The following is a 23008-nucleotide window of genomic DNA, read 5'->3' on the forward strand; positions in this document are numbered from 1 at the left end:
TGGAGCATAAGAGGCAGCCTGGACTGCCCACGCATCTCTACAGGGGAAGTTTGATGGAAGGACCACGTCCAGACCGTTCCGGCACCACGCCCGATCCGGCCAAAGCGAAACGCGCACGCTGGATCGGTATCGCGGTCGCCGTGGCCGTCGTCGCGCTGGCGGCACAAGGTATCTGGTCGCGTCACGATGCGCACGCGGCGCTCGAACGCGATGCCGAGCATACGAGCCAGATGAGCGTCGAAGTGGTGCGGCCGCAGAAGTCGACGGCCGGACTCGATCTCGTGCTGCCCGGCAACGTGCAGGCTTTTCTCGATACGCCGATCTACGCGCGCACCAGCGGCTATCTGAAGAAGTGGTATGCCGACATCGGCGCGCATGTGAAGAGCGGCCAGCTGCTGGCGGAAATCGATACACCCGAAGTGGACGATCAACTGCGCGCGGCCCGCGCCGATCTCGCGAACGCCAACGCCAACTATGCGCTTGCGAAAAGCACCGCCGACCGCTGGACCGACATGCTGAAAAGCAAATCGGTCTCGAAGCAGGAAACCGACGAGAAAGTCGGCGACATGCTCGCGAAGAAAGCCACGCTCGACGCCGCACGGTTCAACGTGGCGCGCCTCGAGAAGACGCAGTCGTTCCAGAAAGTGTATGCACCGTTCGACGGCATCGTGACGGCGCGCAATGTGGATGTGGGGGCGCTGATCGACGCGGGCAGTTCGGGCGGACCCACGAAGGAGCTGTTTCACGTCGCGCAGGCGGATCGGTTGCGCGTTTATGTGAATGTGCCGCAAGCGTACGCGCAGCAGGTTCGCGCTCAGCAGACCGCGTTTCTGACGCTGACCGAAACGCCGTCGAAACATTATCCGGGCACGGTGGCGCGCACTGCAGGCGCCGTCGATCCGCAACAACGCACGATGCTGGTGGAGGTCGATGTCGACAACCGAAATGGCGACTTGCTGCCGGGCGCCTATGCGCAAGTGCACTTCGCGTTGGGCACCGGCGCGGCACCGTTCACGCTGCCCGGCAACGCGCTGCTGTTCCGCCCGGACGGCGTGAAAGTCGCGACCGTCGATGCACAACGCAAGGTGAAGCTGGTGCCAGTGTCGCTAGGAACGGACTTCGGCACGCGCGTGGCGGTCGTGTCGGGCTTGCAAGGCGATGAGCAGGTGATCCTGAATCCGCAGGACTCGATCGTCGATGGCGCGCCGGTGCGGATCGTGCCCGCGAAAGCGGGTGCGGCGACGGGTGCGTCGTCATGAACGCGCAAGGATCCCGTCGCCGTTTTGTCGCGGCGCCGCTGCGATATGTCTCGCTGCACGCGTCCGCTTTTGCATTAGCGAGCGTATGCGCACTCACCGCATGCACGCTCGGCCCGGACTACGTGAAGCCGACCGCCACCACCGCCGCCACCTACAAGGAACTCGACGGCACCGGCTGGAAACCCGCCCAACCCGCCGACACGCTCACACGCGGCGCGTGGTGGAGCGTCTACGCGGACCCTTCGCTCGACGCACTCGAACAACAGGTCGCGAGCGCGAACCAGAACGTGCAGGCCGCGCAAGCGCGCTTTCGCGCCGCTCGCGCCACGGTGGCGCAATATCGGTCGAGCTTCTTCCCGGTCGTCAGCGCGAATGGCGCCTATTCGCGTGCGCGTTCTTCGGAGAATGTGCTGCACAAATCGACCGCCGGCCTCACGCTGAACGACTACCTCGTGCAAGCCGACGCATCGTGGGAGCCCGACCTGTGGGGCCGCGTGTCGCGCAGCGTCGAAGGCGCGAAAGCCGAAGCGCAGGCCAGCGCCGCCGATGCCCAAGCCATGCTCCTGTCGATGCAGGCCGAACTCGCCACCGACTACTTCGAGTTGCGTGGACTCGATCAGGAGCGTCGACTGCTCGACGACACGATCGGGGCCTACAAGCAAGCGCTCGATCTGACACAGCACCGCTACACCGGCGGCATCGCCACGGATGCCGATGTCGCGCAGGCGCAGACACAACTGAAGACCACCCAGGCGCAAGCACTCGATCTCGGCGTGCAGCGCGCGCAACTCGAACACGCGATCGCGATCCTGATCGGGCAGTCGCCTTCCACGTATTCACTGCCGGTTGCGCCGCTCGCCGCGGTGCCCGTCGTGGCAGCGGCAGGCGTGCCGTCCGCGTTGCTTGAACGCCGGCCGGACATCGCGGCGGCGGAACGGCATGTCGCCGACATGAACGCACAGATCGGCGTGGCGACGGCGGCGTTTTTTCCGAACCTCATTCTGTCGGTGACGGGCGGCCTCGAAGCCACCAACTACAGCCAATGGTTGCTGGCGCCGAGCCGCCTGTGGTCGCTGGGGCCGACCTTGGCTGGCACGCTGCTCGACTTCGGCGGACGCGCGTCCGTGAAGGAGCAGGCCCGCGCGCATTACGACGAAAGCGTGGCGCAATACCGGCAGACGGTGTTGAGCGCTTTCGGCCAGGTGGAAGACAATCTCGCTGCGCTGCGCGTGCTCGAACAGGAAGCGACTGCGCAAGACGATGCGGTGGCCGCCGCGCAACGAGCGCTCGCGGTCGTATCGAATCGCTACAAGAACGGCGCAATCACTTATCTCGACGTGGTGGTCGCGCAAACCACCGCGCTCACCAACGAGCGCGACGCTGTGTCGATCGCGCGTCGGCGGATGGCCGCGAGCGTGGCATTGATCAAGGCGCTGGGCGGCGGCTGGGACGCATCCGCGCTGCCGACGGACGAACAGATCGTGCATCCGTCCGCACCCGCGAGCGATGCCGCGACGCATGGGTAACCGCCGTTTTTCAATGGCGCGAAAGGCCGTCGGGCGCGCCGTCTGATCGCGTCGCAGCGACGGCCCGCTGATCTGAGTGCCGATTCGCGCGGCTTTTTCAGCGTATCCTTAACTCTTTCGGCCTTCGCATCCCTGAGGAGATTTTTCGTGACCCCGCCGCCGGACGCCCATCAGACTGCTGCTTCGGCTGCTCCCGCTTCTTCGATCGATTCCTCGCCCGTTTCTTCCAGCACCTCTGCTGTGCCCAACATTCCTTACCTCGAACGCGGCACACGCGCGTACTGGCGCGCCAGCATCGCGCTATTGTTCGCCGGCTACGCGACGTTCTCGCTGCTCTATTGCGTACAGCCCTTGCTGCCATCGTTTTCGACGGCGTTCAACGTGACGCCGGCACAGAGCAGCCTGGCGCTCTCGTTCACCACGGCCGCGCTCGCGCTTGCCGTGTTCGTTGCCGGCTTCGTTTCGGAAGGCTGGAGCCGTCATAAGCTGATGACACTTTCGCTCACCGTTTCCGCGCTGCTCACTATCGGCGTGTCGATCGCGCCGCAGTGGCATCAGCTGCTCGTGCTGCGCACGCTCGAAGGTCTAGCGCTCGGTGGCGTGCCCGCCGTCGCGATGGCGTATCTTGCGGAAGAAGCGCATCCCGATGGGCTCGGCCTCGCGATGGGACTTTACGTCGGCGGCACGGCGATCGGCGGGATGGCGGGGCGCGTGATCACGGGCGTGGTCGCGGACCTATTCTCGTGGCGCGTCGCGATCGGCACGATCGGCGTGCTCGGCATTCTGTCGATGCTCGCGTTCCGCGCGCTGCTGCCGCCGTCGCGTCACTTCGTGCCGCGGCGCGGCCTCGGCTTCACGCATCACCGTACCGCCCTGCTCAGGCAATTCACACGACCTGGACTGCCTCTGCTGTTTCTGCTCGGCTTCGTGCTGATGGGCAGCTTCGTCACGCTGTACAACTACATCGGCTACCGGTTGCTCGCGCCGCCGTATCAGTTGAATCAGACGGAAATCGGCGCGATCTTCGTCGTGTATCTGACGGGCGTAGTCGCATCGCCGTGGTCGGGCCGCATGGCCGATACGTTCGGCCGCGCCCGCGTGCTCATCGCCAGTTTGCTGTTGATGGCGCTCGGTCTCGCGCTCACCCTGTTGCATCCGCTGGCGGCGATTGCGGCCGGCATTGCATGCGTGACATTCGGCTTCTTCGCCGGACATTCGGTGGCGAGCGGCTGGGTCGGACGCCTCGCCAAGGATGCGAAAGGTCAGGCCGCCGCCCTCTATCTGCTCGCGTATTACATCGGCTCGAGCCTGGTCGGCTCGTACGGCGGTCACGTATGGGCCGGTTTCGGATGGAACGGTGTCGCGGGGTTGGTGGGCGTGTTGCTCGTCATCGGCCTGGTTGCGGCGATGTGTTTGCGCGGGCGTGAGCAACCTCGCATCTGATGCTCGCGCTTCGACCCAGCGCGCATTGAATAGCGCCTAAAAGTAAGGACAACGTAAGCGAACGCTTAACGTTTTTTATCGTGATTGCTGCGTCGCGACAATCGCGGCGGCCCTTGCCGCGCCGGGTTCAGCGGCTTGCGCATAGGCGCTGCAGCGCCGCAAAGCGTCGCCATATCGACCCGACTTGTCTCCTATACTCAAATCGGGCGTGGACGGTGCATGACTCCATAAATCGAGCCGCCGCCTTCGCCGGAATATAAGGAGACGAGAATGACGACCTACTTCACGATCGGCGATTTCATCCTGGTCATTCCGATGGCGTTGGCCGGGGCCTTGTTTGTCGGTGCACTTCCGTGCAAGACGGAATTCCGGCACAACGCGTTGCGCGTGCTTGGCGCGCTGATCGGCGTGATGTTCGCCGTGGTGCTGGTCGAAGGTTTGCCGGCGCTCGTCTAGAAAAAAGCCGCCCGACGGCGGCTTTTCTCTTGCTGCGGTGTGAACGGTCGAGGCGCGGGGATCAGATCGCCTGATCCGTCGACGGCTTTTCCCACAGGTTGATGCCGCCTTCGGTCGCGTAGCGATCGATCTCGGCCAGTTCGTCCTTCGAGAACGCGAGATTCTTCAGCGCACCGACGTTCTCACGCACCTGCTCGGCACGGCTCGCGCCAATCAGCACGGACGTCACGCGCGGATCGCGCAGCGCCCACGCGAGCGCCATCTGCGCCAGGCTCTGTCCGCGGCGTTGCGCGATGTCGTTAAGCTTGCGCACGTGGTCGATATTCTGCGCGCTCAAATGCTCCTGCTTTAACGAACCGCCGCCCGGCTTGTTGACGCGCGCGTCGTCCGGCACGCCGTTCAGGTACTTGCCGGTGAGCAGACCCTGAGCCAGCGGCGTGAACGCGATGGCGCCCGCGCCGACATTCTCCAGCGTATCCAGCAATCCGTGCTCGATCCAGCGATTGAGCATGTTGTACGCGGGCTGATGGATCAGCAGCGGCACCTTGTACTCGGCGAGCAGCTTCGCCATTTCGAGCGTTTTGGTTGCCGAGTACGACGAGATCCCGATGTATAGCGCCTTGCCCTGCTGCACCGCGCTCGCCAGCGCACCCGCGGTTTCTTCGAGCGGCGTATCGGCATCGAAACGATGCGAGTAGAAAATATCGACGTAGTCGAGACCCATGCGCGCCAGGCTCTGATCGAGACTCGCGAGTACATATTTGCGCGAGCCGCCGCCTTGACCGTACGGACCCGGCCACATGTCCCAACCGGCCTTCGACGAAATCAGCAGTTCGTCGCGATACGGCTTGAAGTCGTCCTTGAAGAGTCGGCCGAAATTGGTTTCGGCGCTGCCGTACGGCGGCCCGTAGTTGTTGGCAAGGTCGAAGTGCGTGATGCCGAGGTCGAAGGCTGTGCGCAGGATGTCGCGCTGCGTGGAAATCGGCGTGGTGTCGCCGAAGTTGTGCCACAGACCGAGCGACAGCGCAGGCAGTTTGAGACCCGACTTACCGCAGACGCGGTACTGCATATCCGAATAGCGTTCTGAAGCTGCTTCGTAAGCCATTGCTAGTGTCCTTGATGGTGAAGGCGCCCGACATGTGCGGGCATGGGCAATTGCATGCTGCGGGAGGCGTGCTGCTTTATTTTTGTAGTGGGGGGATGCAGCCAGACCGCTATGGTAGCGAATCGACGTGATGCATGCAGACACCCAGTATGCGGGATGGACGATCGCCTGCGGCTCCCCTACACTTTGCCCGACTCGAGCTCAGGGGAGAGATAGATGACGAAGGCGATTTCCATCGCGTTGATTGTCGGCGGTATCGTGCTGCTGTATTTCGGCGGGCAGGCGTTCAATTCGGTGAGCAGCGACGTCTCGCGCGTCTTTACCGGTTCGCCGTCCAACAAGGCGATCATGCTGATCGTGGGCGGCGTCGTCGCTACGATCGCCGGCCTGACGGGAATGGGTTTGTCGGGGCGGCGGCGCTAACGGCGTGCGCGATGCGCGGCGAGGTGCTTCGGGCTTCGCGTCTCTGGACCCGAAGCGCCGCCATCACAAATCCGGAAAGCCTAAAACGCCACCTCGGGCTTCGCAGCCGAACGGGTTCCCGGCAACGGCACGTTGCTCGCCCCGTGATAGGTGTACACCAGCGAAAACTTCACTTGATCGCTGATGTTCTTGCCGGCTGAATGCAGCGTATTGCAGTGGAAAAACACCACGTCGCCGGGCTTGAGTTCAGGCGACACCGCGGCGCGAATCCACTCCTGATTCTCTTCCAGATCGGAGCGGAAAAATTTGGCCTGATCGAACCGGTCGGAAGTGAACGCGGCGTTGTGCGACTTCGGCACTAGCCACAGCGCGCCGTTATCCACCGTTTCCGAGCCGACCGCCAGCCACACCGATACCAGATCGTCCCGCTCGAACGACCAATACCGCACGTCGCGATGCCAGCCGGTCAAGCTGCCATACGCCGGATGCTTGGTCATCATGCAGTTATGGTGCGCGCGCGACAGACGCGGCTCCTCGCCGAAATACAGTTCCATCCAGCCGCGAATCTCCGGCGCGGTCGCCCATTGCGCGAAACTCGGATGACGGCCATAAGCATCCAGCAACCGCCGCACCGTATGGCCGCCGGGCGCGTGTTTGGAGGTCGGCGCGCCGGGATACTGCAGATCCGCTTCGAACTCGATCGGCGCGGCCGCTTCCTGCAACTGACGCTGCGCAATCTGCCTGAATTCATCGCAACGCTCGGGCGACACCAATCCGGGCACCACGACAAAGCCCTGCTCCCGCAACGTCTGAATCTGCTCTTTCTTGGAATGAAGTGACATGGTGTTCCGTTACTGTCGACAAGCCGATGCAAGATTGTAAAGCGGGCGCGATCCCAAGGTGTGCCGTTTCACCCGCGAGAAACCGCACCTTACGCACTACTTTCATGCGCTTGGCTCGATGTTGCGGCACTTCGAATGGGCAGGCACGCACGAAAATCGACCGCAAAGGGCGCGATCCAACCGCCGCAAACCGCTATCTACCCCGTAAAACCCGTATTCGCAGGGTAAAAACGGACTTTATGACGTCACGAATCGCGTGTAACCTGCGCTGCATGTTGATCGTTATTCCCGCACTTCCGCGCCGCGTACAGGCCGCCGAGGCCGACTCCGCCGTACACCGTGCACTTTTCCGTCGAATTCCAGGCTTTCGCGCCGTCCATCGCGACACCGCCATTGGCACATTTGGTGCTCGTCTTGGCGCACATTCCGTCGCGCGACACGTTGCCTATTTGTGAAGCCATGCATACTCTCCTGAGCACTCGTCTTACCCGCGCCGCGCTGAAAGCAGCGCGTCCCGCGCGCCGCCATGTCGTGCGCGCGCTGCGCCATCACGCCACCCGCACCCGCGCGCTCGGCGAACAATGGCGCGATGCCAGAGCTGTCGACGGCATTCGCACCTGGTTCAACACGTTCTTCTCCGCCTTGCGTGTGCAAGGCGGCTCGCGCCGTTTTTCGCTGCGCACACTGCTGCGCAAACCGACGCCGCTGCGCCTCACCGCGCCGCGTGCCCCCGTCGCCGTGCCGCAGAACACGAGCCGTCGTCCGCGTCGCATGTCGACGAATGGCAGCACCGGCTGGTTCGCGTTCGCGTTTGCGAGCCGTTAAGGCGACTAGAGAACGCAGCACGTTTCCGAATCGGCACGGCTGCAATGGCTGCGCTGATGCGAGAACACTTCGCAGCCGTTGAAGCTGCCAGTCGACTGCGCAGCAAAGCAACCGACGCAAAATGAAAAAACCCCGCCTGGCTCACGCCAGCGGGGTTTTTTCTGAAACGGACGGCTCGCGCTTATTCGGCCAGCGCGGCAACCGGTTCCGTACCGGCGGCTTCGGCGAGCGCCAATGCCTTGTCCGTGGATTCCCACGTGAATTCCGGCTCTTCACGGCCGAAGTGACCGTAGGCCGCGCTCTTCTCGTAGATCGGGCGCAGCAGGTCAAGCATCTGGATGATGCCCTTCGGACGCAGATCGAAATGCTCCTGCACCAGGCGCGTGATGGTCGCGTCCGACACGCGACCCGTGCCGAACGTGTTCACCATCACCGACGTCGGCTGGGCGACGCCGATCGCGTACGACACCTGAATCAGGCAGCGCGACGCGAGGCCTGCGGCCACGATGTTCTTCGCGACATAACGGCCGGCATAAGCCGCCGAACGGTCGACCTTGGACGGATCCTTGCCCGAGAACGCGCCGCCGCCGTGCGGTGCGGCACCGCCGTATGTATCGACGATGATCTTGCGGCCGGTCAATCCGCAATCGCCTTGCGGACCGCCAATCACGAAACGACCCGTGGGGTTCACGAGGAACTTGATGTCGCCCTTGATGAGTTCGGCCGGCAGCGTCGGCTTGATGGCTTCTTCGATCACGGCTTCGCGCAGCGTGCCCAGATCGATATCCGGCGAATGCTGCGTGGACAGCACCACGGTGTCGATCGCATGCGGCTTGCCGTCGACATAACGCACGGTGACTTGCGACTTCGCGTCCGGACGCAGCCACGGCAGACGGCCGTCACGGCGCAGATTCGCCTGACGCTCCACCAGACGGTGCGACAGGTGGATCGGCAGCGGCATCAGTTCCGGCGTTTCTTCACACGCGTAACCGAACATCAGGCCCTGGTCGCCCGCGCCTTGATCGAGGTTGTTGTCGTGCGCGCGGTCCACGCCTTGGGCGATGTCCGGCGATTGCTTGTCGTACGCGACGAGCACCGCGCAGCCGCGGTAGTCGATGCCGTAGTCGGTATTGTCGTAGCCGATGCGCTTGATCGTGTTGCGCGCGACCTGGATGTAATCGACGTTAGCGGTCGTGGTGATTTCACCCGCCAGCACGACGAGACCCGTATTGCACAGCGTTTCCGCGGCGACACGCGAGTATTTGTCCTGAGCGAGAATGGCGTCGAGAATGGCGTCCGAAATCTGATCCGCGACTTTGTCGGGATGGCCTTCGGAAACGGATTCGGAAGTGAAGAGATAGTCGTTTGCCACGTTGCAGACTCCTGTTGTGTGGTTACGGTTGAGTTTCACGTAGCCAGCTTCGGGAGCCTTGAAGCGGCGACGCTTTAGCGGATTACCTGACCAGGCGGCGCAAATCACATGGATTGCAGCCACCGGCTTCGCCCCGCAAGTTGTCTATTAACTCGGCGAAGCCCTTATTATAGCGACTTCTTATGATTGTCACAGAGTGTCCAAGAGTGCGGTATTACGTCAACTTTTCCGCTTTTCTGAAGCCCGTCCTGTGCCGCGCCTTTTTTCAGGGGGCGGCATGTTGAGCCGCTATGGCGCCAAACTCGCGATCGCGCTGCTGAAACTGTTTGCACTGTTGCCTTATGGTCTTATCGCTCGCATTGGCGACGGACTCGGCTGGCTGCTCTATCAGATCCCGAGCCGGCGCAAACGCATTGTCCATATCAACCTGAAACTGTGCTTTCCCGAGTGGAGCGACGAGCGTCGCGATGACGTCGCGCAGAAGCATTTCCGACACGCGATCCGCAGCTACCTCGAGCGCAGCGTGCAATGGTTCGGCTCGGCGAAGAAGCTCGAAAAGCTGATCCAGCTCGACAGCGCGATCGATCTGACGGATCCGAATCTGCCGCCCACGCTGTTTCTCGGCTTTCACTTCGTGGGTATCGAGGCCGGCTCGATCTTCCTCAACTATTCGCTCAAGCGCCAATGCGGCTCGCTCTATCAGCCGATGTCGAACCCGGAGCTGGAAGAAATCGCCAAAGCGGCGCGCGCGCGTTTCGGCGCGGATATGGCGAGCCGCGCCGACAGCGCGCGCATCGTGCTGCGCTGGCTGCGCGAGCGCAAGCCGGTCATGCTCGGCGCCGACATGGACTATGGCGCGCGCAATTCCACCTTCGTGCCGTTCTTCGGCGTGCCGACGTGTACGCTGACCGCCGTGGGACGTCTCGCCAAGGTCGGCCACGCGCAGGTCGTGCCGTTCATCGGCGAGGTGCTGCCGAACTACAAAGGCTACCGTCTCAAGGTGTTCAAGCCGTGGGAGAACTATCCGACCGGCGACGACGACGCCGACGCCCGTCGCATGAATGCCTTCCTGGAAGAGCAGATTCCGTTGATGCCCGAGCAGTATTACTGGGTCCACAAGCGCTTCAAGACCCGGCCGCCGGGTCAACCGAGCGTGTATTGAGCGACCGCCTTCGCGGTGTGCGAAGCAAGCGCCCGAACACGGAAATAACGCGGCGTTCAGGTCCACCTGTGGGCGGGTCACTTACAATAGCGTGATGAAACTGAAATTCACCAAAATGCACGGCGCGGGCAATGACTTCGTCGTGCTCGACGGCTACACCCAACCGGTCAACCTGACGCCGGCGCAGGTGCGCGCGCTCGCGGACCGGCATTTCGGCGTGGGCGCCGACCAGTTGCTGCTGGTCGAGAAGCCCACGGTGGCCGGCGTCGATTTCAGGTATCGCATTTTCAATTGCGACGGCGGCGAGGTCGAGCATTGCGGCAACGGCGCGCGCTGCTTCGTCAAGTTCGTGCGCGACAGGGGCCTCACCGATCAGCGCAGCGTGCGCGTGCAGGTGCAAAAGGGCACCATCACGCTGACCATGCAGGAAAACGGCGAAGTGCTGGTCGACATGGGCACGCCCATGTTCGACCCGGAACGCGTGCCGTTCGCCACGAAAGGCCTGGAAGGCCGCCGCGAGGGCGCCGACACGCTCTGGCCGCTCGACGTGAACGGCACGACACGCTGGATTTCGGTGGTATCGATGGGCAATCCGCACGCCGTGCAAGTAGTCGACGACGTGGAAGTGTTTCCCGTGCTGGTCGAAGGCCCGGTGATCGAACGGCATGCGCGTTTTCCGCAGCGGGTGAACGCGGGCTTCATGCAGATCGTCGGGCGCAGTGAGATCAAGCTGCGCGTGTACGAACGCGGCGCGGGTGAAACGCTGGCGTGCGGAACGGGCGCCTGCGCGGCCGTCGCGGCCGGCATCCGGCGCGGGCTGCTGGACGCGCCGGTGCTCGTGCACACACACGGCGGCAAACTGACCATCACGTGGGACGCCGCGCAAGCGGACCAGCCGTTGCTAATGGCCGGCCCTGCCGCGACCGTCTTCGAAGGCGAAATCGAACTGGCCGATTCATCAGCCGATTCACAGGCCGCTTAAACTCATTGACCGATGCGCCGCCCCAAGGCGTCGCCCCGTAGTCCTCTAGCCGAAACCATGAACGATCGCGAAGTCGCCGAATACCTGCTCGCCAATCCTGAATTCTTCGCCGAACACGCGGAAATGCTCGCGACGATCCGCCTCGCGAACCCGCACGGCAAAGCCGCGGTGTCGCTGCAGGAACGGCAGATGGAAATGCTGCGCGACAAGAACAAGCACCTCGAACGCCGCCTCGCCGAACTCCTGCGCTACGGCCACGAGAACGACAGCATCGCGTCGAAATTCAACCGCTGGACCATTCGCGTGATGGCCGAGCGCGATCCGTATGCGCTGCCGCGCACGATCGCCACCGGTTTGCGCGACATCTTCGACGTGCCGCAAGCTGCGCTGCGCGTGTGGGATGTGGCCGAGCCGTACGCCCAGGCCGACTTCGCGCGCCATGTCGGCGAAGAAGTGCGCATTTTCGCTAACAGCCTGACCACGCCGTATTGCGGCGCGAATACCGGCTTCGAGGCGGCGCAGTGGCTGGTGCCCTCCGTGGCCACGGTAAGCGACGAGGGCTCGGCCGGCCACGCAGCGCCCGAGCCGGCGCACGCAACCGAATCGATCGCGCTGCTCGCGCTGCGCGATCCGGAGGGCAAGGAAGAAGCGCCGACCTTCGGCCTGCTGGTGATGGGTTCGGCAGACGCACGCCGCTTCCACGACGGCATGGCCACCGATTTCCTCACACAGATCGGCGCGCTGGCCAGCGCGGCGCTGAGCCGTCTGCTGCCGCGCTGAGCCGCACTCAGCTCCGCGCCAGCCGCTCGAAAAACCACCGTGACCGCCGCCGACCCAATCGCCGCCTATCTGTCGAATCTCGAACACGAGCGGCGGCTCTCGGCGCATACGCTGCGCGGCTACGCCCACGAACTGGAAGAACTCAGGCAGTTGGCCAAAGGCCGGCCGCTCGAAAGCCTCACAGCCGTGGACATTCGCGGCGCCGTTTCGCGTGCGCATGCAGGCGGCCTGACGGCGCGCTCGATTAGCCACCGGCTGTCGGCGTGGCGCGCGTTTTACCGCTGGTTCGCCGGCCGCGTCGATCTGCCGGCCAATCCAGTCGCGACCGTGCGCGCGCCGAAGCAGGCCAAACCGCTGCCCAAAGCGCTATCCGTCGACGACGCCACGCGCCTGATGGAAAGTCCGCCCACCGCATCGCCCGAAGGTTTGCGCGATCACGCCATGCTCGAACTGTTCTACTCGTCCGGCCTGCGACTCGCGGAACTGGTCGGGCTCGACGCCCGTTTCGCCGATGCCGACGGCTATCGCTCGGCCGGCTGGCTCAAGCTCGATTCCGCCGAAGTCGAAGTGCTCGGCAAGGGCAACCGGCGCCGCGTCGTGCCGGTCGGCAGCAAGGCGCTGGAAGCTTTGAGCGCCTGGCTCGCCGTCCGCGATCAGATGGTGAAGCACGATCCGCATCCGCTGTTTCTCTCGGCGCGCGGCAATCGCCTGTCGCCGAACGTCGTGCGCGAGCGTGTGAAGCGCGCGGCGCTGGTCGCCGGCATTCCCGCCAATGTGCATCCGCACGTGCTGCGGCATTCGTTCGCCACGCACGTGCTGCAGTCGAGCGGCGATCTGCGCGCCGTGCAGGAGTTGCTCGGCCACGCGAGCATCACCGCGACACAGGTCTACACCGCGCTCGATTTCCAGCATCTCGCGCACGTCTACGATCGGGCGCATCCGCGCGCCAAAAAACGCGACTGATTCCGCGGTCGATTCGCGGCGTACGGTCTCCGCCTCCGCCTTACCTGCTGCGTGCGCTGTGCCGCGCGGCCCATTGCTCTCTCTGACACCCTGATGAATACCGTTACGCTCAAACCGTCGAAAGAAAAGTCGCTGCTGCGCCGCCATCCGTGGGTTTATGCCAACGCGATCGACCGGATCGACGGCAATCCCGCGCCCGGCGCCACCGTGCTGGTGCGCGCGCACGACGGCCGCTTCCTGGCGCGCGCGGCGTACAGCCCGCACTCGCAGATCCGCGCCCGCGTGTGGAGCTTCGACGAAAGCGAGCCGATCGATCACGCGTTCTTCAAGCGCCGCGTGCAGCGCGCGCTCGCGCACCGTCAGACGATGGTCCACGACACCGGCGCGGTGCGGCTGATTTTTGGCGAAGCGGACGGGCTGCCGGGCTTGATCGTCGATCACTACATCGCCGAGGACGAAGGCCAGCGCAGCCAACTCGTCTGCCAGTTCATGGCGGCGGGCGTAGAGGCGTGGAAGGAAGCGATCGTCGCGGCGCTGACTGGCGCGACCGGCTGTCCAAACGTCTACGAACGCTCGGACGTGTCGATTCGTCAGAAGGAAGGACTTGAGCAGATCACCGGCGTGCTGGCGGGGGAAGAGCCGTCGGAAGCGTTGATCGCGAGCGAAAACGGCGTGCGCTATCACGTCGACGTGCGCAATGGCCACAAGACCGGCTTCTACGTCGATCAGCGCGACAACCGCCTGCTCGTGCAGCAGCTCGCGCAGGATCGCGAGGTGCTGAACTGCTTCTGTTACACCGGCGGCTTCTCGCTGGCGGCGCTGAAAGGCGGCGCCAAACGCGTGGTGTCGATCGATTCGTCGGGCGACGCACTGGCGATCGCCCAACAGAACGTCGCGGCCAACGGCTTCGACGCCGAGCGCGCCACCTGGCTCGACGCCGACGCGTTCAAAACGCTTCGCCGCCTTCACGACGAAGGCGAGCGCTTCGACCTGATCGTGCTCGATCCGCCGAAATTCGCGCCGTCGCGCGAGCATGTGGACCGTGCGGCACGCGCTTACAAGGACATCAACCTGACCGGCCTGAAGCTGCTGCGCCCGGGCGGCCTGCTCTTCACCTATTCGTGCTCAGGCGCGATCGACGCCGAGCTTTTCCAGAAGATCGTCTCCGGCGCGGCCGCCGACGCGCGCGTGGACGCCCGCATTCTCAAGCGGCTCGGCGCCGGGGTGGATCACCCATTGCTCACTGCATTCCCCGAAGGCGAATACCTGAAGGGCCTGCTGTTGCAAATCGCCTGATCGCCCATAGTTTCAGGAATGTTTCCGGCGCCGGACGCCTGGGCGAAAGCGGACGCGAACCAGGGTCCGCCAGCGTCGCCTTGACAGATATGTTTCAATAACCGCCTGGACAGGGCAGCGCGCCACCCGGCTGCGCGCCCCGCACACGCATTCGCTTATTCACCCGATTACGCACCGTTACACGACCATACAGGCGACCCACATGATCCCAGTCACCATCTTGACCGGCTTTCTCGGCAGCGGCAAAACCACCCTGCTCAAGCGCATCCTGAATGAAAAGCACGGCATGAAGATCGCCGTGATCGAGAACGAGTTCGGCGAAGAAAACATCGACAACGAAATCCTCGTGCAGGACACGGGCGAGCAGATCATCCAGATGAGCAACGGCTGCATCTGCTGCACGATTCGCGGCGACCTGTCGCGCGTGCTGGGCGATCTGGCGGCGCAGAAGCAATCAGGCAAGCTGGATTTCGACCGCGTCGTGATCGAAACCACCGGCCTCGCCAATCCGGGCCCGGTTGCGCAGACGTTCTTCATGGACGACCAGATCGCCAATGAATTCCTGCTGGACGCGATCATCACCCTGGTCGACGCGAAGCACGCGAACCACCAGCTGGACGAACACGAAGTCGTGCAGCGCCAGGTCGGTTTCGCCGACCGCCTGTTCATCACGAAGTCGGATCTGGTCGATGAAAACCAGTTGGCCGATCTCCGCCACCGCCTGCTGCATATGAACCCGCGCGCGGCCATCAAGGTGGTCAATTTCGGCGAAGCGGACATCAAGGAAATCTTCGACCTGCGCGGGTTCAACCTGAACTCGAAGCTCGAGATCGATCCGGACTTCCTCGTGGAAGACGAGCATGCGCACAGCCACGCTCACGCGCATGACGAGCACGGCCACACCCATGACGATCACGCCAACTGCGATCACGACCACGGCAAATGCGATCACGAAGGCCACGATCACGCGCATCACCATCATGCGCATCATGACGACAAGATCAAATCATTCGTCTACCGCAGCGATCGACCATTCGATCCGAACAAGCTGGAAGACTTTCTTGGCGGCATTCTGCAGATTTATGGCGAGCGCCTGCTGCGCTACAAGGGCGTGCTCTATATGAAGGGCGTCGACCGTAAGGTGGTGTTCCAGGGTGTGCATCAGATGATGGGCAGCGATCTGGCCGCCAAATGGCAGCCCATTGAGAAGAAGACCAACAAGATGGTGTTTATCGGCATCGAACTGCCGCAAGACCTGATCACCGACGGACTGGACGCCTGCCTCGCCTAAGAAATGCGAAGCCCCGGCTTGTCCGGGGCTTGCCGTTTATCCAGACCGGGAGCCGTGCGACGCGGCATGCGCCGTGCTAATGCCTGCATGTAAATATGCGCAAAGCGCGCGCCGGCCAAATCATCTGCTGAATCCGCCTTAACGACGGCCGAAAGCTCACTGAAAAGTCGCGCGTATGAAAAGCGCGTGAAAACCCTGCTGTATTAAAGCGTGCACGACCATCGCTTTTTGGTCGTGCGCGCGTTATATTTTCGGGATATCGGGGTGCCGTACGGGGATTTTCACCACTTGCGGCGCTAGATTGTGGTTCAGTTACAATACGTGCCCACTGGAGAATGACAACGAATTGCCCGGTCAGCGCGTATCCCGCGACGGGCCTGAAAGGCGCCGGAAAATCTTATCCGGACGATACGCCGACAATGCCGGCTGGCAGCGCCTGAAAAGGCGCGCTGTCGGCAAGCAATGCCTCAGGAGCATTTGAGAATCGGTTTCCAGAGGAGTTCGGCCCCGCATTAGCGTTGCGACGCCCGGCGTGTGGGCGCCAGGCGCTTCGGCGTCACGACAGCCCACCGTCCGTGCCCGCCTTGGCGCTCAGCGTCTTCGAGGCGCATTTGCGGGCAATACGAAAATGCGGGCACTATGTAAGAGTTTTGCCTCACATTGAAGAAGTAAGCCAGATGACGACGAAACGACTCTTGACCGAAGCCGAAATCCTGAAGATGAGCGACAAGGATTACATGAATGAGGATCAGCTCGCCTTCTTCAAGAACAAGCTCGAACAACTGCAGGCGGATATTCTCCGCAATGCCGGCCAGACGACCGAGAACCTGCGCGAAACGGTCATCGTGCCGGACCCGGCCGACCGCGCAACGATCGAGGAAGAGCATGCGCTCGAACTGCGCACGCGCGACCGCGAGCGCAAGCTGCTGAAGAAGGTGCAGCAATCCATCGCGCGCATCGACTCGGGCGACTACGGCTGGTGCGAAGAAACCGGTGAGCCGATCGGCATCCCGCGTCTGCTCGCACGGCCCACGGCCACCCTGTCGCTCGAAGCGCAGGAGCGCCGCGAACTGCGCCAGAAGCTGTTCGGCGACTGAACGCTTGCGGCGCGGCTTCGGCTCCGCGCCCTGAAACGCTGCTTCGTCGAGAGGCGCACGGTGAGCCGTGCGCCTTTTTCTTTTGTGTGACGCATATCTGAGGCATTGCCGTGGTGCAGACGGTTTCGACCTTGCCTCGACACCTCCTTATCGGCGTAACCACCGCGTTCGCGTCCGAACTCATCTGTATTTGTCCTATGCCATTTGCCGGCCCGCGACCGGGCTTCATGCTATCCCGACCCCGCGCCGCATGATGCCGCGCGGACGGGCACGCCGCACCAATTCACGTGTTTTTTGTCTTATGCCATTTGCCGGCTCTTGATATGACCGCGCACGCCCTAAAATAAATCGGACATGCGCTGCACGAGCGCGCGCCGGCCGGTTGGTTAGCGTCGCGCGCCGTCCGCTTTCAGGATTCATGCGGTAGCGCAGTGCGCTGCCGCGTCCTACCCGTTTTGCAAAGAGGAACGCATATGGAGCAATTTCACGGCACGACGATCGTCTCCGTGCGCCGCGGCGACAAAGTCGCGCTCGGCGGCGACGGCCAGGTGACGCTAGGCAACATCGTCATGAAAGGCGGTGCGAAGAAAGTCCGGCGCATCTATAACGGCAAGGTGCTGGTCGGCTTCGCCGGCGGCACGGCCGACGCCTTCTCGCTGCTCGACCGCTTCGAAGCGAAGCTGGAAAAACATCAGGGCAATCTCACGCGCGCCGCCGTCGAACTCGCCAAAGACTGGCGCACCGACCGCATGCTGCGCCGTCTCGAAGCCATGCTGATCACCGCGGATGCCACGACCACGCTCGTCATCACCGGCAACGGCGACGTGCTCGATCCGGAAGGCGGCATCTGCGCGATCGGTTCCGGCGGCGCTTATGCGCAAGCCGCCGCGACCGCGCTCGCTCACAACACTGACCTGTCGCCCCGTGAAATCGTGGAGAAGTCGCTGGAGATTGCCGGCGACATGTGCATCTACACGAACCATAACCGCGTTATCGAGACGATCGAGTAAGGACCCACGATGAGCACCATGACCCCTGCCGAGATCGTCTCGGAACTCGACAAACACATCATTGGCCAAGGCCGCGCGAAAAAAGCGGTGGCGGTGGCGCTGCGCAATCGCTGGCGCCGTCAGCAGGTTGAAGATCCGCTGCGTCAGGAAATCACGCCGAAGAACATTCTGATGATCGGACCGACCGGCGTCGGCAAGACCGAAATTGCGCGGCGTCTGGCGAAACTGGCCGACGCGCCGTTCATCAAGATCGAAGCCACCAAGTTCACCGAAGTCGGCTACGTGGGCCGTGACGTGGACAGCATCGTGCGCGACCTGATCGAAATTTCCGTCAAGCAGACGCGCGAAACGGAAATGCGCAAAGTGCGGACCAAGGCCGAAGATCAGGCCGAAGACCGCATCCTCGATATTCTGCTGCCGAGCGCGCGGCCCGTCGGCTTCGGCGCGAGTTCGAGCGCGGCTGATACCGTCGACGAAGGCAGCACGACACGCCAGACCTTCCGCAAGCGTCTGCGCGAAGGCCTGCTCGACGACAAGGAAATCGAGCTCGACGTGGAACAGCCGCAAGTCGGCATGGACATCATGGGGCCGCCGGGCATGGAAGACATGACCGAGCAGATCCGTTCGATGTTCGCGAACATCGGCGGCGGCAAGAAAACGCGCCGCAAGCTGAAGGTGAAAGAAGCACTGAAAGTTCTCACCGACGAAGAAGCCGGCAAGATGCTGAATGACGAAGAGGTGAAAACCAAGGCTGTGCAGAACGTCGAGCAGAACGGCATTGTGTTTCTCGACGAAATCGACAAGATCGCCTCGCGCAACGAAGCCGGCGGCGGTGAAGTTTCGCGTCAGGGCGTGCAGCGCGATCTGCTGCCGCTGGTCGAAGGCACCACGATCAACACCAAGTACGGCATGGTGAAGACCGATCACATTCTGTTCATTGCGAGCGGCGCATTCCATTTGGCCAAGCCGAGCGATCTGATTCCGGAACTGCAGGGCCGCTTTCCGATTCGCGTCGAACTGGACTCGCTCTCGGTGAACGACTTCGAATCGATCCTGGTTTCCACGGATGCGAGCCTCGTCAAGCAATACCAGGCATTGCTCGCCACCGAAGACGTGCACCTGGAATTCGCCGACGACGGTATCCGCCGCCTCGCCGAGATCGCATACTCGGTGAACGAAAAGACCGAGAACATCGGCGCACGGCGTCTGTACACGGTGATCGAAAAGCTGCTCGAAGAAGTCTCGTTCGCGGCCGGCAATCACTCGGGCCGGACGGTGCAGATCGACGCGGCTTATGTCGATCGCGCGCTGAATGAAGTGGCGGAAGACGAGGATCTGTCACGCTACGTGCTGTGATGTCGTTGCGGGGATTGCCTCGTTCCGTTGCTTTCGCGGCTTGAGGCGGAACAGATGCAAGGCGTATAAGAAAACGGGCTGCCTTTGATCTGGCAGCCCTTTTTTTATTTGCCTACGGCAGGCGGAATTGAATTGAGGCTCTTATTGCTTGACCGGCCGCTTCGCCAGCTTGCGCTGCAGCGTGCGACGATGCATGTTCAACGCGCGCGCGGTAGCCGAAATATTGCCGCCGTGCTCGGCGAGCACGCGTTGAATATGCTCCCACTCCAGACGCGCCACCGACAACGGCGTGGGATGCTCGATCGCCTCTTCAGCTTGCAGCGCACTCGCTTCACTTTGCAGCGCCGACAGAATCGTCTCGACGTTGGCAGGTTTGGCCAGGTAATTATCCGCACCGTCTTTCACCGCCTGCACTGCGGTGGCGATGCTCGCATAACCCGTCAGCACCAGCATGCGCGCGTCGGGCTGCAAATCGCGCAACGGTGCGACGAGCGTGAGACCTGAGTCGTTGCCGAGATGCAGATCCACCGTGATCTGGCTGAACTTCTGCTGATTTGCCAGCTTGATGGCCTCATCCGCGTTGTGCGCCTCGCTCACCGTGTAGCCGCGCCGGGTGAGCCCACGAGCGAGGATGCCGGAGAACACCTCATCGTCGTCGATCACCAGAAAATTCATATCGCTCATGCCTGTTTCTCCGTGTTGGATGGCGCAGCGCCTAGACGGCCTTTGCCAGAAAATTTGCGTCCGGCGAGCGGCAGCTTAAGGACCGCGCGCGTGCCACGCGGCTTGATCGCGCTGACATCGGTCAGTTCGATCGACCCATTCAGACGCGCCGCCGCCGAAAAAGCCAGATAGAGGCCCACACCGTGCCCACCTTGCGTGCTCTCGACCGGCATCGCTCCGAGCGAGCCGCGCAACGCGGCCGGAATGCCGGGGCCCGCATCACATACTTCGAAGACGATCTGGTCGCCGCGCGCCCCCAGCGCGCAGGACAGCGTCACGTGATCGCGGCTTGCACGCGCGGCGTTGTCGAGCAAAATCGTGAGAATCTGACTCACGGCCACCGTATCGTCAAGACTGACATCCGCCGGCGGCACGCCAACCCGCTCGAACTTCACATGCGGATGACGCAAGCGCCACTGCTCGGCAAACGATTCGAGCCACTCGCCGACCTGCTGCCGGTTGGTCGTTGTCGATGCCCGGCTGCGCAAGCGTGCAAGCGCCGACGTACACAGGGTCATCTGCTGTTCGAGCAATTCGAGATCGGCGCTATAAGGTGCAAGTCCCTTATCTGAACGCGCTGCATCTCGTAATTCTTCGGACAACATGGCAATTGTAGACAACGGCGTTCCGATTTCGTGCGCGACGGTAGCGGCCTGCACACCCAGAGCGACCGCGCGTTCGTCGTGAAGCAAGCGCTGCTGCGCGTCTCCGAGCGCTGCGTCACGTAGTCGCAATGCTCGCGACATGCGCGCAACGAACCATGCAATGAGGCCAACGCTGACCATGAAGTTCACCCACATGCCGGCTCGGTAGTAGTCGAACAGGTTCGCCGGATTGTCGAGATTCAGCGGCACGGAATCGAAACCGAGGACTGCGTAACAGGCCACGGCGAACGCCGCGAGCCACGCCATCAGATGCCACGGCAGCACGGCCGCGGCGATGGCGAGCGACGGCAGATAAAGCGAAACGAATGGATTGGTGGTGCCGCCGGAGAGAAACAGCAGCGCGGACAACGCGCCCAGATCGACCCAGATCTGGCCGAACAATTCCATGTTGGATTCGGGGCGCTGCTGCGAGACACGCCACCATGTAATTCCGTTGAAGATCACTTCGAGCGCGATCACCAGCAGCATGGCGGGCAGCGGCAAGTGCACGCCGATGAAAATCTGCACGAACGCAATCGTCATCAACTGGCCAATGATCGCAAGGCTGCGCAGCCAGAACAGATGCCCGAGATTGACGCGGCCAGTGTTGGTGATTCGGTGCATGACTTTAACTTTAATTTACCTGTTCGGACTAGTCCGACTTACCTCGCGGCCTTGCGTCGGTAACATGGAATTTTTGCGATAGCGCTTAACGGGAACGAACTTTTCTTCGGCTCCTTCATCGCGCAACCCATCCATGCTACCGACTCCCCACAGCGAGGCCGACGCCTCTTCAGCTTTCCTGACTGTTCTGCGACAAGCCGCCGCAGCCCGGCAAACCGGCACGGCGCAGGCCGAAGCCGACTGCCTCGACGCTGCGGCGCGAATTCATCCGCTCGACGACGCCTCGCTCAGTTCGCTCATGGCCACGCTGCTCGAACAACAGCGCTCCGGCGACGCAATCGAACTCGCCGCCATTATTGCCCAACTCGATCCGCGCAACGCTCTTGCACACTTTCGCCTCGGCTACGCGCTGCAGATGGCGAACCGGCATGCCGAAGCCATCGCGCCCTATCGCCATGCACTCACAATCGATCCGCGTTTGCCGCGCCTGTGCAACAATCTCGCCGCTGCGCTGACGTTCACCGGCGGCAACCTGAACGAACGGATCACGCTGCTGGAAAATGCCGTCCGCGATGAACCCGATGAGGGCGACGGCTGGACCAATCTCACGCACGCTTACCGTATAAATATGGACCTGCCGCGCGCGCTTGAAGCCGGCGCAAAGGCCGTGCAATGCGCGCCGCATAGCCCGCTGGCGCACAACAACTATGGGCTGACGCTGCGTGAAGCGCAACGTTGGGACGACGCGGCGCAAGCCGCCCAAACCGCTTGCGCGCTAGCCCCCGACGACGCCAGCATGCGCTCCAATCTCTCCATGCTGCAGCTTGTGCATGCCGATTATGCGCACGGTTGGGCATCGCATGAAGCGCGCTGGGACGGTTCTTCGGAATTGGGCGGCAACCGTCCGGTAATGCCGGCGCCGGTTTGGCGCGGCGAACCGCTTGCCGGAAAGACGTTGCTCGTGTGGGGCGAGCAAGGCATGGGCGACCTGTTGCAGTTCTGCCGCTATATTCCAATGCTGGCCGAGCGCGTCCATCGCGAAGGCGGCCGTCTCGTCTGGAATTCATTTCCGCAGATGGGCGCGCTGCTCGCGCGCAGCCTCGGCGCTCATGCGGACGAGTTTTCAGCCGGTGGCGGGGTCGAATCGCTGCCGGCGTTCGATTACGAGGTTCCTTTGCTGAGCCTGCCGCTGATTTTCGACGCGCGCGAGGAAACGATTCCGGCGGCGCCCTATCTGCAAGCGGACCCGCGCGCCATCAACTCGTGGCAAGAGCGGCTGGCCGGGGAATCGCGGTTCAAAGTCGGGTTGACGTGGACCGGCAGCCACGGCCATCAACGCAATCCGTTCCGGCGTGTCGGCTGGGAGCGCTATGCGGCTCACTTCGGCGGCATGCAGGACGTGGCGTTCTATTCGTTGCAGCCGGGCGCTGGCGCGGACGTGGCGGCGGCACGTGCGGCCGGCTTGCCGATGACCGACTACACCGCCGAATTCGCGACCTTCGACGATACAGCCGCGTTTGTCGGCGCGCTCGATCTCGTCATTACGGTTTGCACCTCGGCGGCGCATCTGAGCGGCGCAATCGGCCAGCGCACGTGGGTGCTGCTCGACGTCAACCCGCATTGGGTCTGGCTGCTCGACCGCCGCGACAGCCCGTGGTATCCGAGCGCCACGCTTTACCGGCAGCCGCAATTCGGTCAGTGGGAGCCGGCGCTGGAAGCCGTCGCGCGTGATCTGAGTGCGCTTGCGGCTCAGCACCGCCGGGCGGTGTAAGCGCGCGGCGCTTATGTAGGCGGATCGCGCTACCGTGAGCCGGTGGCGCCCCCCCTTG

At 63.0% G+C, this 23008-nt stretch carries 22 protein-coding genes; 16 read left to right on the forward strand and 6 right to left on the reverse strand.

The genetic code is table 11. The features are described 5' to 3' along the window. The first annotated feature begins 53 nt into the window (after positions 1 to 53). From B0G73_RS25025 to B0G73_RS25040, 4 genes are all read left to right on the forward strand, one after another. Positions 54 to 1259 carry an efflux RND transporter periplasmic adaptor subunit gene (locus tag B0G73_RS25025; RefSeq protein WP_106283919.1) on the forward strand — a complete coding sequence of 402 codons (1206 nt, stop codon included), beginning with the start codon at positions 54 to 56 and terminating at the stop codon, positions 1257 to 1259. Then, on the forward strand, positions 1256 to 2785 hold the full coding sequence (locus B0G73_RS25030) for an efflux transporter outer membrane subunit (protein ID WP_106283920.1): 1530 nt from the start codon (positions 1256 to 1258) through the stop codon (positions 2783 to 2785). Before B0G73_RS25025 ends, B0G73_RS25030 begins: the two co-directional genes overlap by 4 nt. A gap of 240 nt (positions 2786 to 3025) precedes the next feature. Continuing rightward, complete coding sequence (locus tag B0G73_RS25035) at positions 3026 to 4228, forward strand: MFS transporter (RefSeq protein ID WP_374957035.1); 1203 nt, start codon at positions 3026 to 3028, stop codon at positions 4226 to 4228. 270 nt (positions 4229 to 4498) lie between these two features. Further along, on the forward strand, positions 4499 to 4684 hold the full coding sequence (locus tag B0G73_RS25040; RefSeq protein WP_012431424.1) for a hypothetical protein: 186 nt from the start codon (positions 4499 to 4501) through the stop codon (positions 4682 to 4684). A gap of 61 nt (positions 4685 to 4745) precedes the next feature. On the opposite strand, the gene mgrA is transcribed toward B0G73_RS25040, so the two are convergent. Further along, positions 4746 to 5789, reverse strand: coding sequence for an L-glyceraldehyde 3-phosphate reductase (gene mgrA, locus B0G73_RS25045; protein WP_106283922.1), 1044 nt, complete (start codon positions 5787 to 5789; stop codon positions 4746 to 4748). A gap of 216 nt (positions 5790 to 6005) precedes the next feature. Here mgrA and B0G73_RS25050 point away from each other — a divergent pair, with 216 nt between their 5' ends. Further along, a complete protein-coding gene (locus B0G73_RS25050; RefSeq protein WP_106283923.1) occupies positions 6006 to 6212 on the forward strand; it encodes a DUF3185 family protein in 207 nt (68 codons plus the stop codon). A gap of 80 nt (positions 6213 to 6292) precedes the next feature. Here the strand turns inward: B0G73_RS25050 and B0G73_RS25055 are convergent, their stop codons facing one another. Then, positions 6293 to 7054, reverse strand: a complete 762-nt coding sequence (locus B0G73_RS25055) for a phytanoyl-CoA dioxygenase family protein (protein WP_106283924.1) — start codon at positions 7052 to 7054, stop codon at positions 6293 to 6295. A 245-nt stretch (positions 7055 to 7299) separates the two neighbouring features. After that, positions 7300 to 7515 carry a hypothetical protein gene (locus tag B0G73_RS25060; RefSeq protein WP_106283925.1) on the reverse strand — a complete coding sequence of 72 codons (216 nt, stop codon included), beginning with the start codon at positions 7513 to 7515 and terminating at the stop codon, positions 7300 to 7302. Here B0G73_RS25060 and B0G73_RS25065 point away from each other — a divergent pair. After that, positions 7514 to 7879, forward strand: a complete 366-nt coding sequence (locus B0G73_RS25065) for a hypothetical protein (RefSeq protein WP_106283926.1) — start codon at positions 7514 to 7516, stop codon at positions 7877 to 7879. The genes B0G73_RS25060 and B0G73_RS25065 overlap by 2 nt on opposite strands. A gap of 181 nt (positions 7880 to 8060) precedes the next feature. On the opposite strand, the gene metK is transcribed toward B0G73_RS25065, so the two are convergent. Further along, positions 8061 to 9251 (reverse strand): methionine adenosyltransferase, encoded by a 1191-nt coding sequence (gene metK / locus B0G73_RS25070; protein WP_106283927.1) that lies wholly within the window; start codon positions 9249 to 9251, stop codon positions 8061 to 8063. 277 nt (positions 9252 to 9528) lie between these two features. On the opposite strand from metK, the gene B0G73_RS25075 reads away from it, so the two are divergent. The 9 genes from B0G73_RS25075 to hslU all read left to right on the forward strand — a co-directional run bounded on the left by B0G73_RS25075 (position 9529) and on the right by hslU (position 19188). Continuing rightward, positions 9529 to 10413, forward strand: coding sequence for a lipid A biosynthesis lauroyl acyltransferase (locus tag B0G73_RS25075; protein WP_106283928.1), 885 nt, complete (start codon positions 9529 to 9531; stop codon positions 10411 to 10413). A gap of 94 nt (positions 10414 to 10507) precedes the next feature. Then, positions 10508 to 11395: a diaminopimelate epimerase gene (gene dapF / locus B0G73_RS25080; protein ID WP_106283929.1), complete on the forward strand. Its 888-nt coding sequence runs from the start codon at positions 10508 to 10510 to the stop codon at positions 11393 to 11395. Positions 11396 to 11452: 57 nt separating this feature from the next. Beyond that, the gene (locus B0G73_RS25085) at positions 11453 to 12175 is read left to right on the forward strand and encodes a DUF484 family protein (protein ID WP_106283930.1); all 723 of its coding nucleotides are present in this window, start codon (positions 11453 to 11455) and stop codon (positions 12173 to 12175) included. Between the two features lie 39 nt (positions 12176 to 12214). Continuing rightward, positions 12215 to 13138: a tyrosine recombinase XerC gene (gene xerC / locus B0G73_RS25090; protein WP_106283931.1), complete on the forward strand. Its 924-nt coding sequence runs from the start codon at positions 12215 to 12217 to the stop codon at positions 13136 to 13138. 93 nt (positions 13139 to 13231) lie between these two features. Then, the gene (locus tag B0G73_RS25095; protein WP_106283932.1) at positions 13232 to 14434 is read left to right on the forward strand and encodes a class I SAM-dependent rRNA methyltransferase; all 1203 of its coding nucleotides are present in this window, start codon (positions 13232 to 13234) and stop codon (positions 14432 to 14434) included. A 202-nt stretch (positions 14435 to 14636) separates the two neighbouring features. Continuing rightward, on the forward strand, positions 14637 to 15725 hold the full coding sequence (locus B0G73_RS25100; RefSeq protein WP_106283933.1) for a GTP-binding protein: 1089 nt from the start codon (positions 14637 to 14639) through the stop codon (positions 15723 to 15725). 677 nt (positions 15726 to 16402) lie between these two features. Further along, positions 16403 to 16822, forward strand: a complete 420-nt coding sequence (gene dksA, locus B0G73_RS25105; protein ID WP_012431412.1) for an RNA polymerase-binding protein DksA — start codon at positions 16403 to 16405, stop codon at positions 16820 to 16822. A gap of 473 nt (positions 16823 to 17295) precedes the next feature. Continuing rightward, on the forward strand, positions 17296 to 17832 hold the full coding sequence (hslV, locus tag B0G73_RS25110; protein WP_106283934.1) for an ATP-dependent protease subunit HslV: 537 nt from the start codon (positions 17296 to 17298) through the stop codon (positions 17830 to 17832). 9 nt (positions 17833 to 17841) lie between these two features. After that, a complete protein-coding gene (gene hslU, locus B0G73_RS25115) occupies positions 17842 to 19188 on the forward strand; it encodes an ATP-dependent protease ATPase subunit HslU (RefSeq protein ID WP_106283935.1) in 1347 nt (448 codons plus the stop codon). Positions 19189 to 19329: 141 nt separating this feature from the next. Here hslU and B0G73_RS25120 read toward each other — a convergent pair whose 3' ends face one another. Both B0G73_RS25120 and B0G73_RS25125 read right to left on the reverse strand, forming a co-directional pair. Next, positions 19330 to 19872, reverse strand: coding sequence for a response regulator transcription factor (locus B0G73_RS25120; protein WP_012431409.1), 543 nt, complete (start codon positions 19870 to 19872; stop codon positions 19330 to 19332). Continuing rightward, a complete protein-coding gene (locus B0G73_RS25125) occupies positions 19869 to 21179 on the reverse strand; it encodes an ATP-binding protein (RefSeq protein ID WP_106283936.1) in 1311 nt (436 codons plus the stop codon). Before B0G73_RS25125 ends, B0G73_RS25120 begins: the two co-directional genes overlap by 4 nt. Before the next feature lie 133 nt (positions 21180 to 21312). Between B0G73_RS25125 and B0G73_RS25130 the strand changes: the two genes are divergently transcribed. After that, a complete protein-coding gene (locus B0G73_RS25130; RefSeq protein WP_106283937.1) occupies positions 21313 to 22950 on the forward strand; it encodes a tetratricopeptide repeat protein in 1638 nt (545 codons plus the stop codon). The last annotated feature ends 58 nt before the right edge of the window (positions 22951 to 23008 follow it).

This window comes from Paraburkholderia sp. BL25I1N1 (genome assembly GCF_003002025.1).
Taxonomy (GTDB): domain Bacteria; phylum Pseudomonadota; class Gammaproteobacteria; order Burkholderiales; family Burkholderiaceae; genus Paraburkholderia.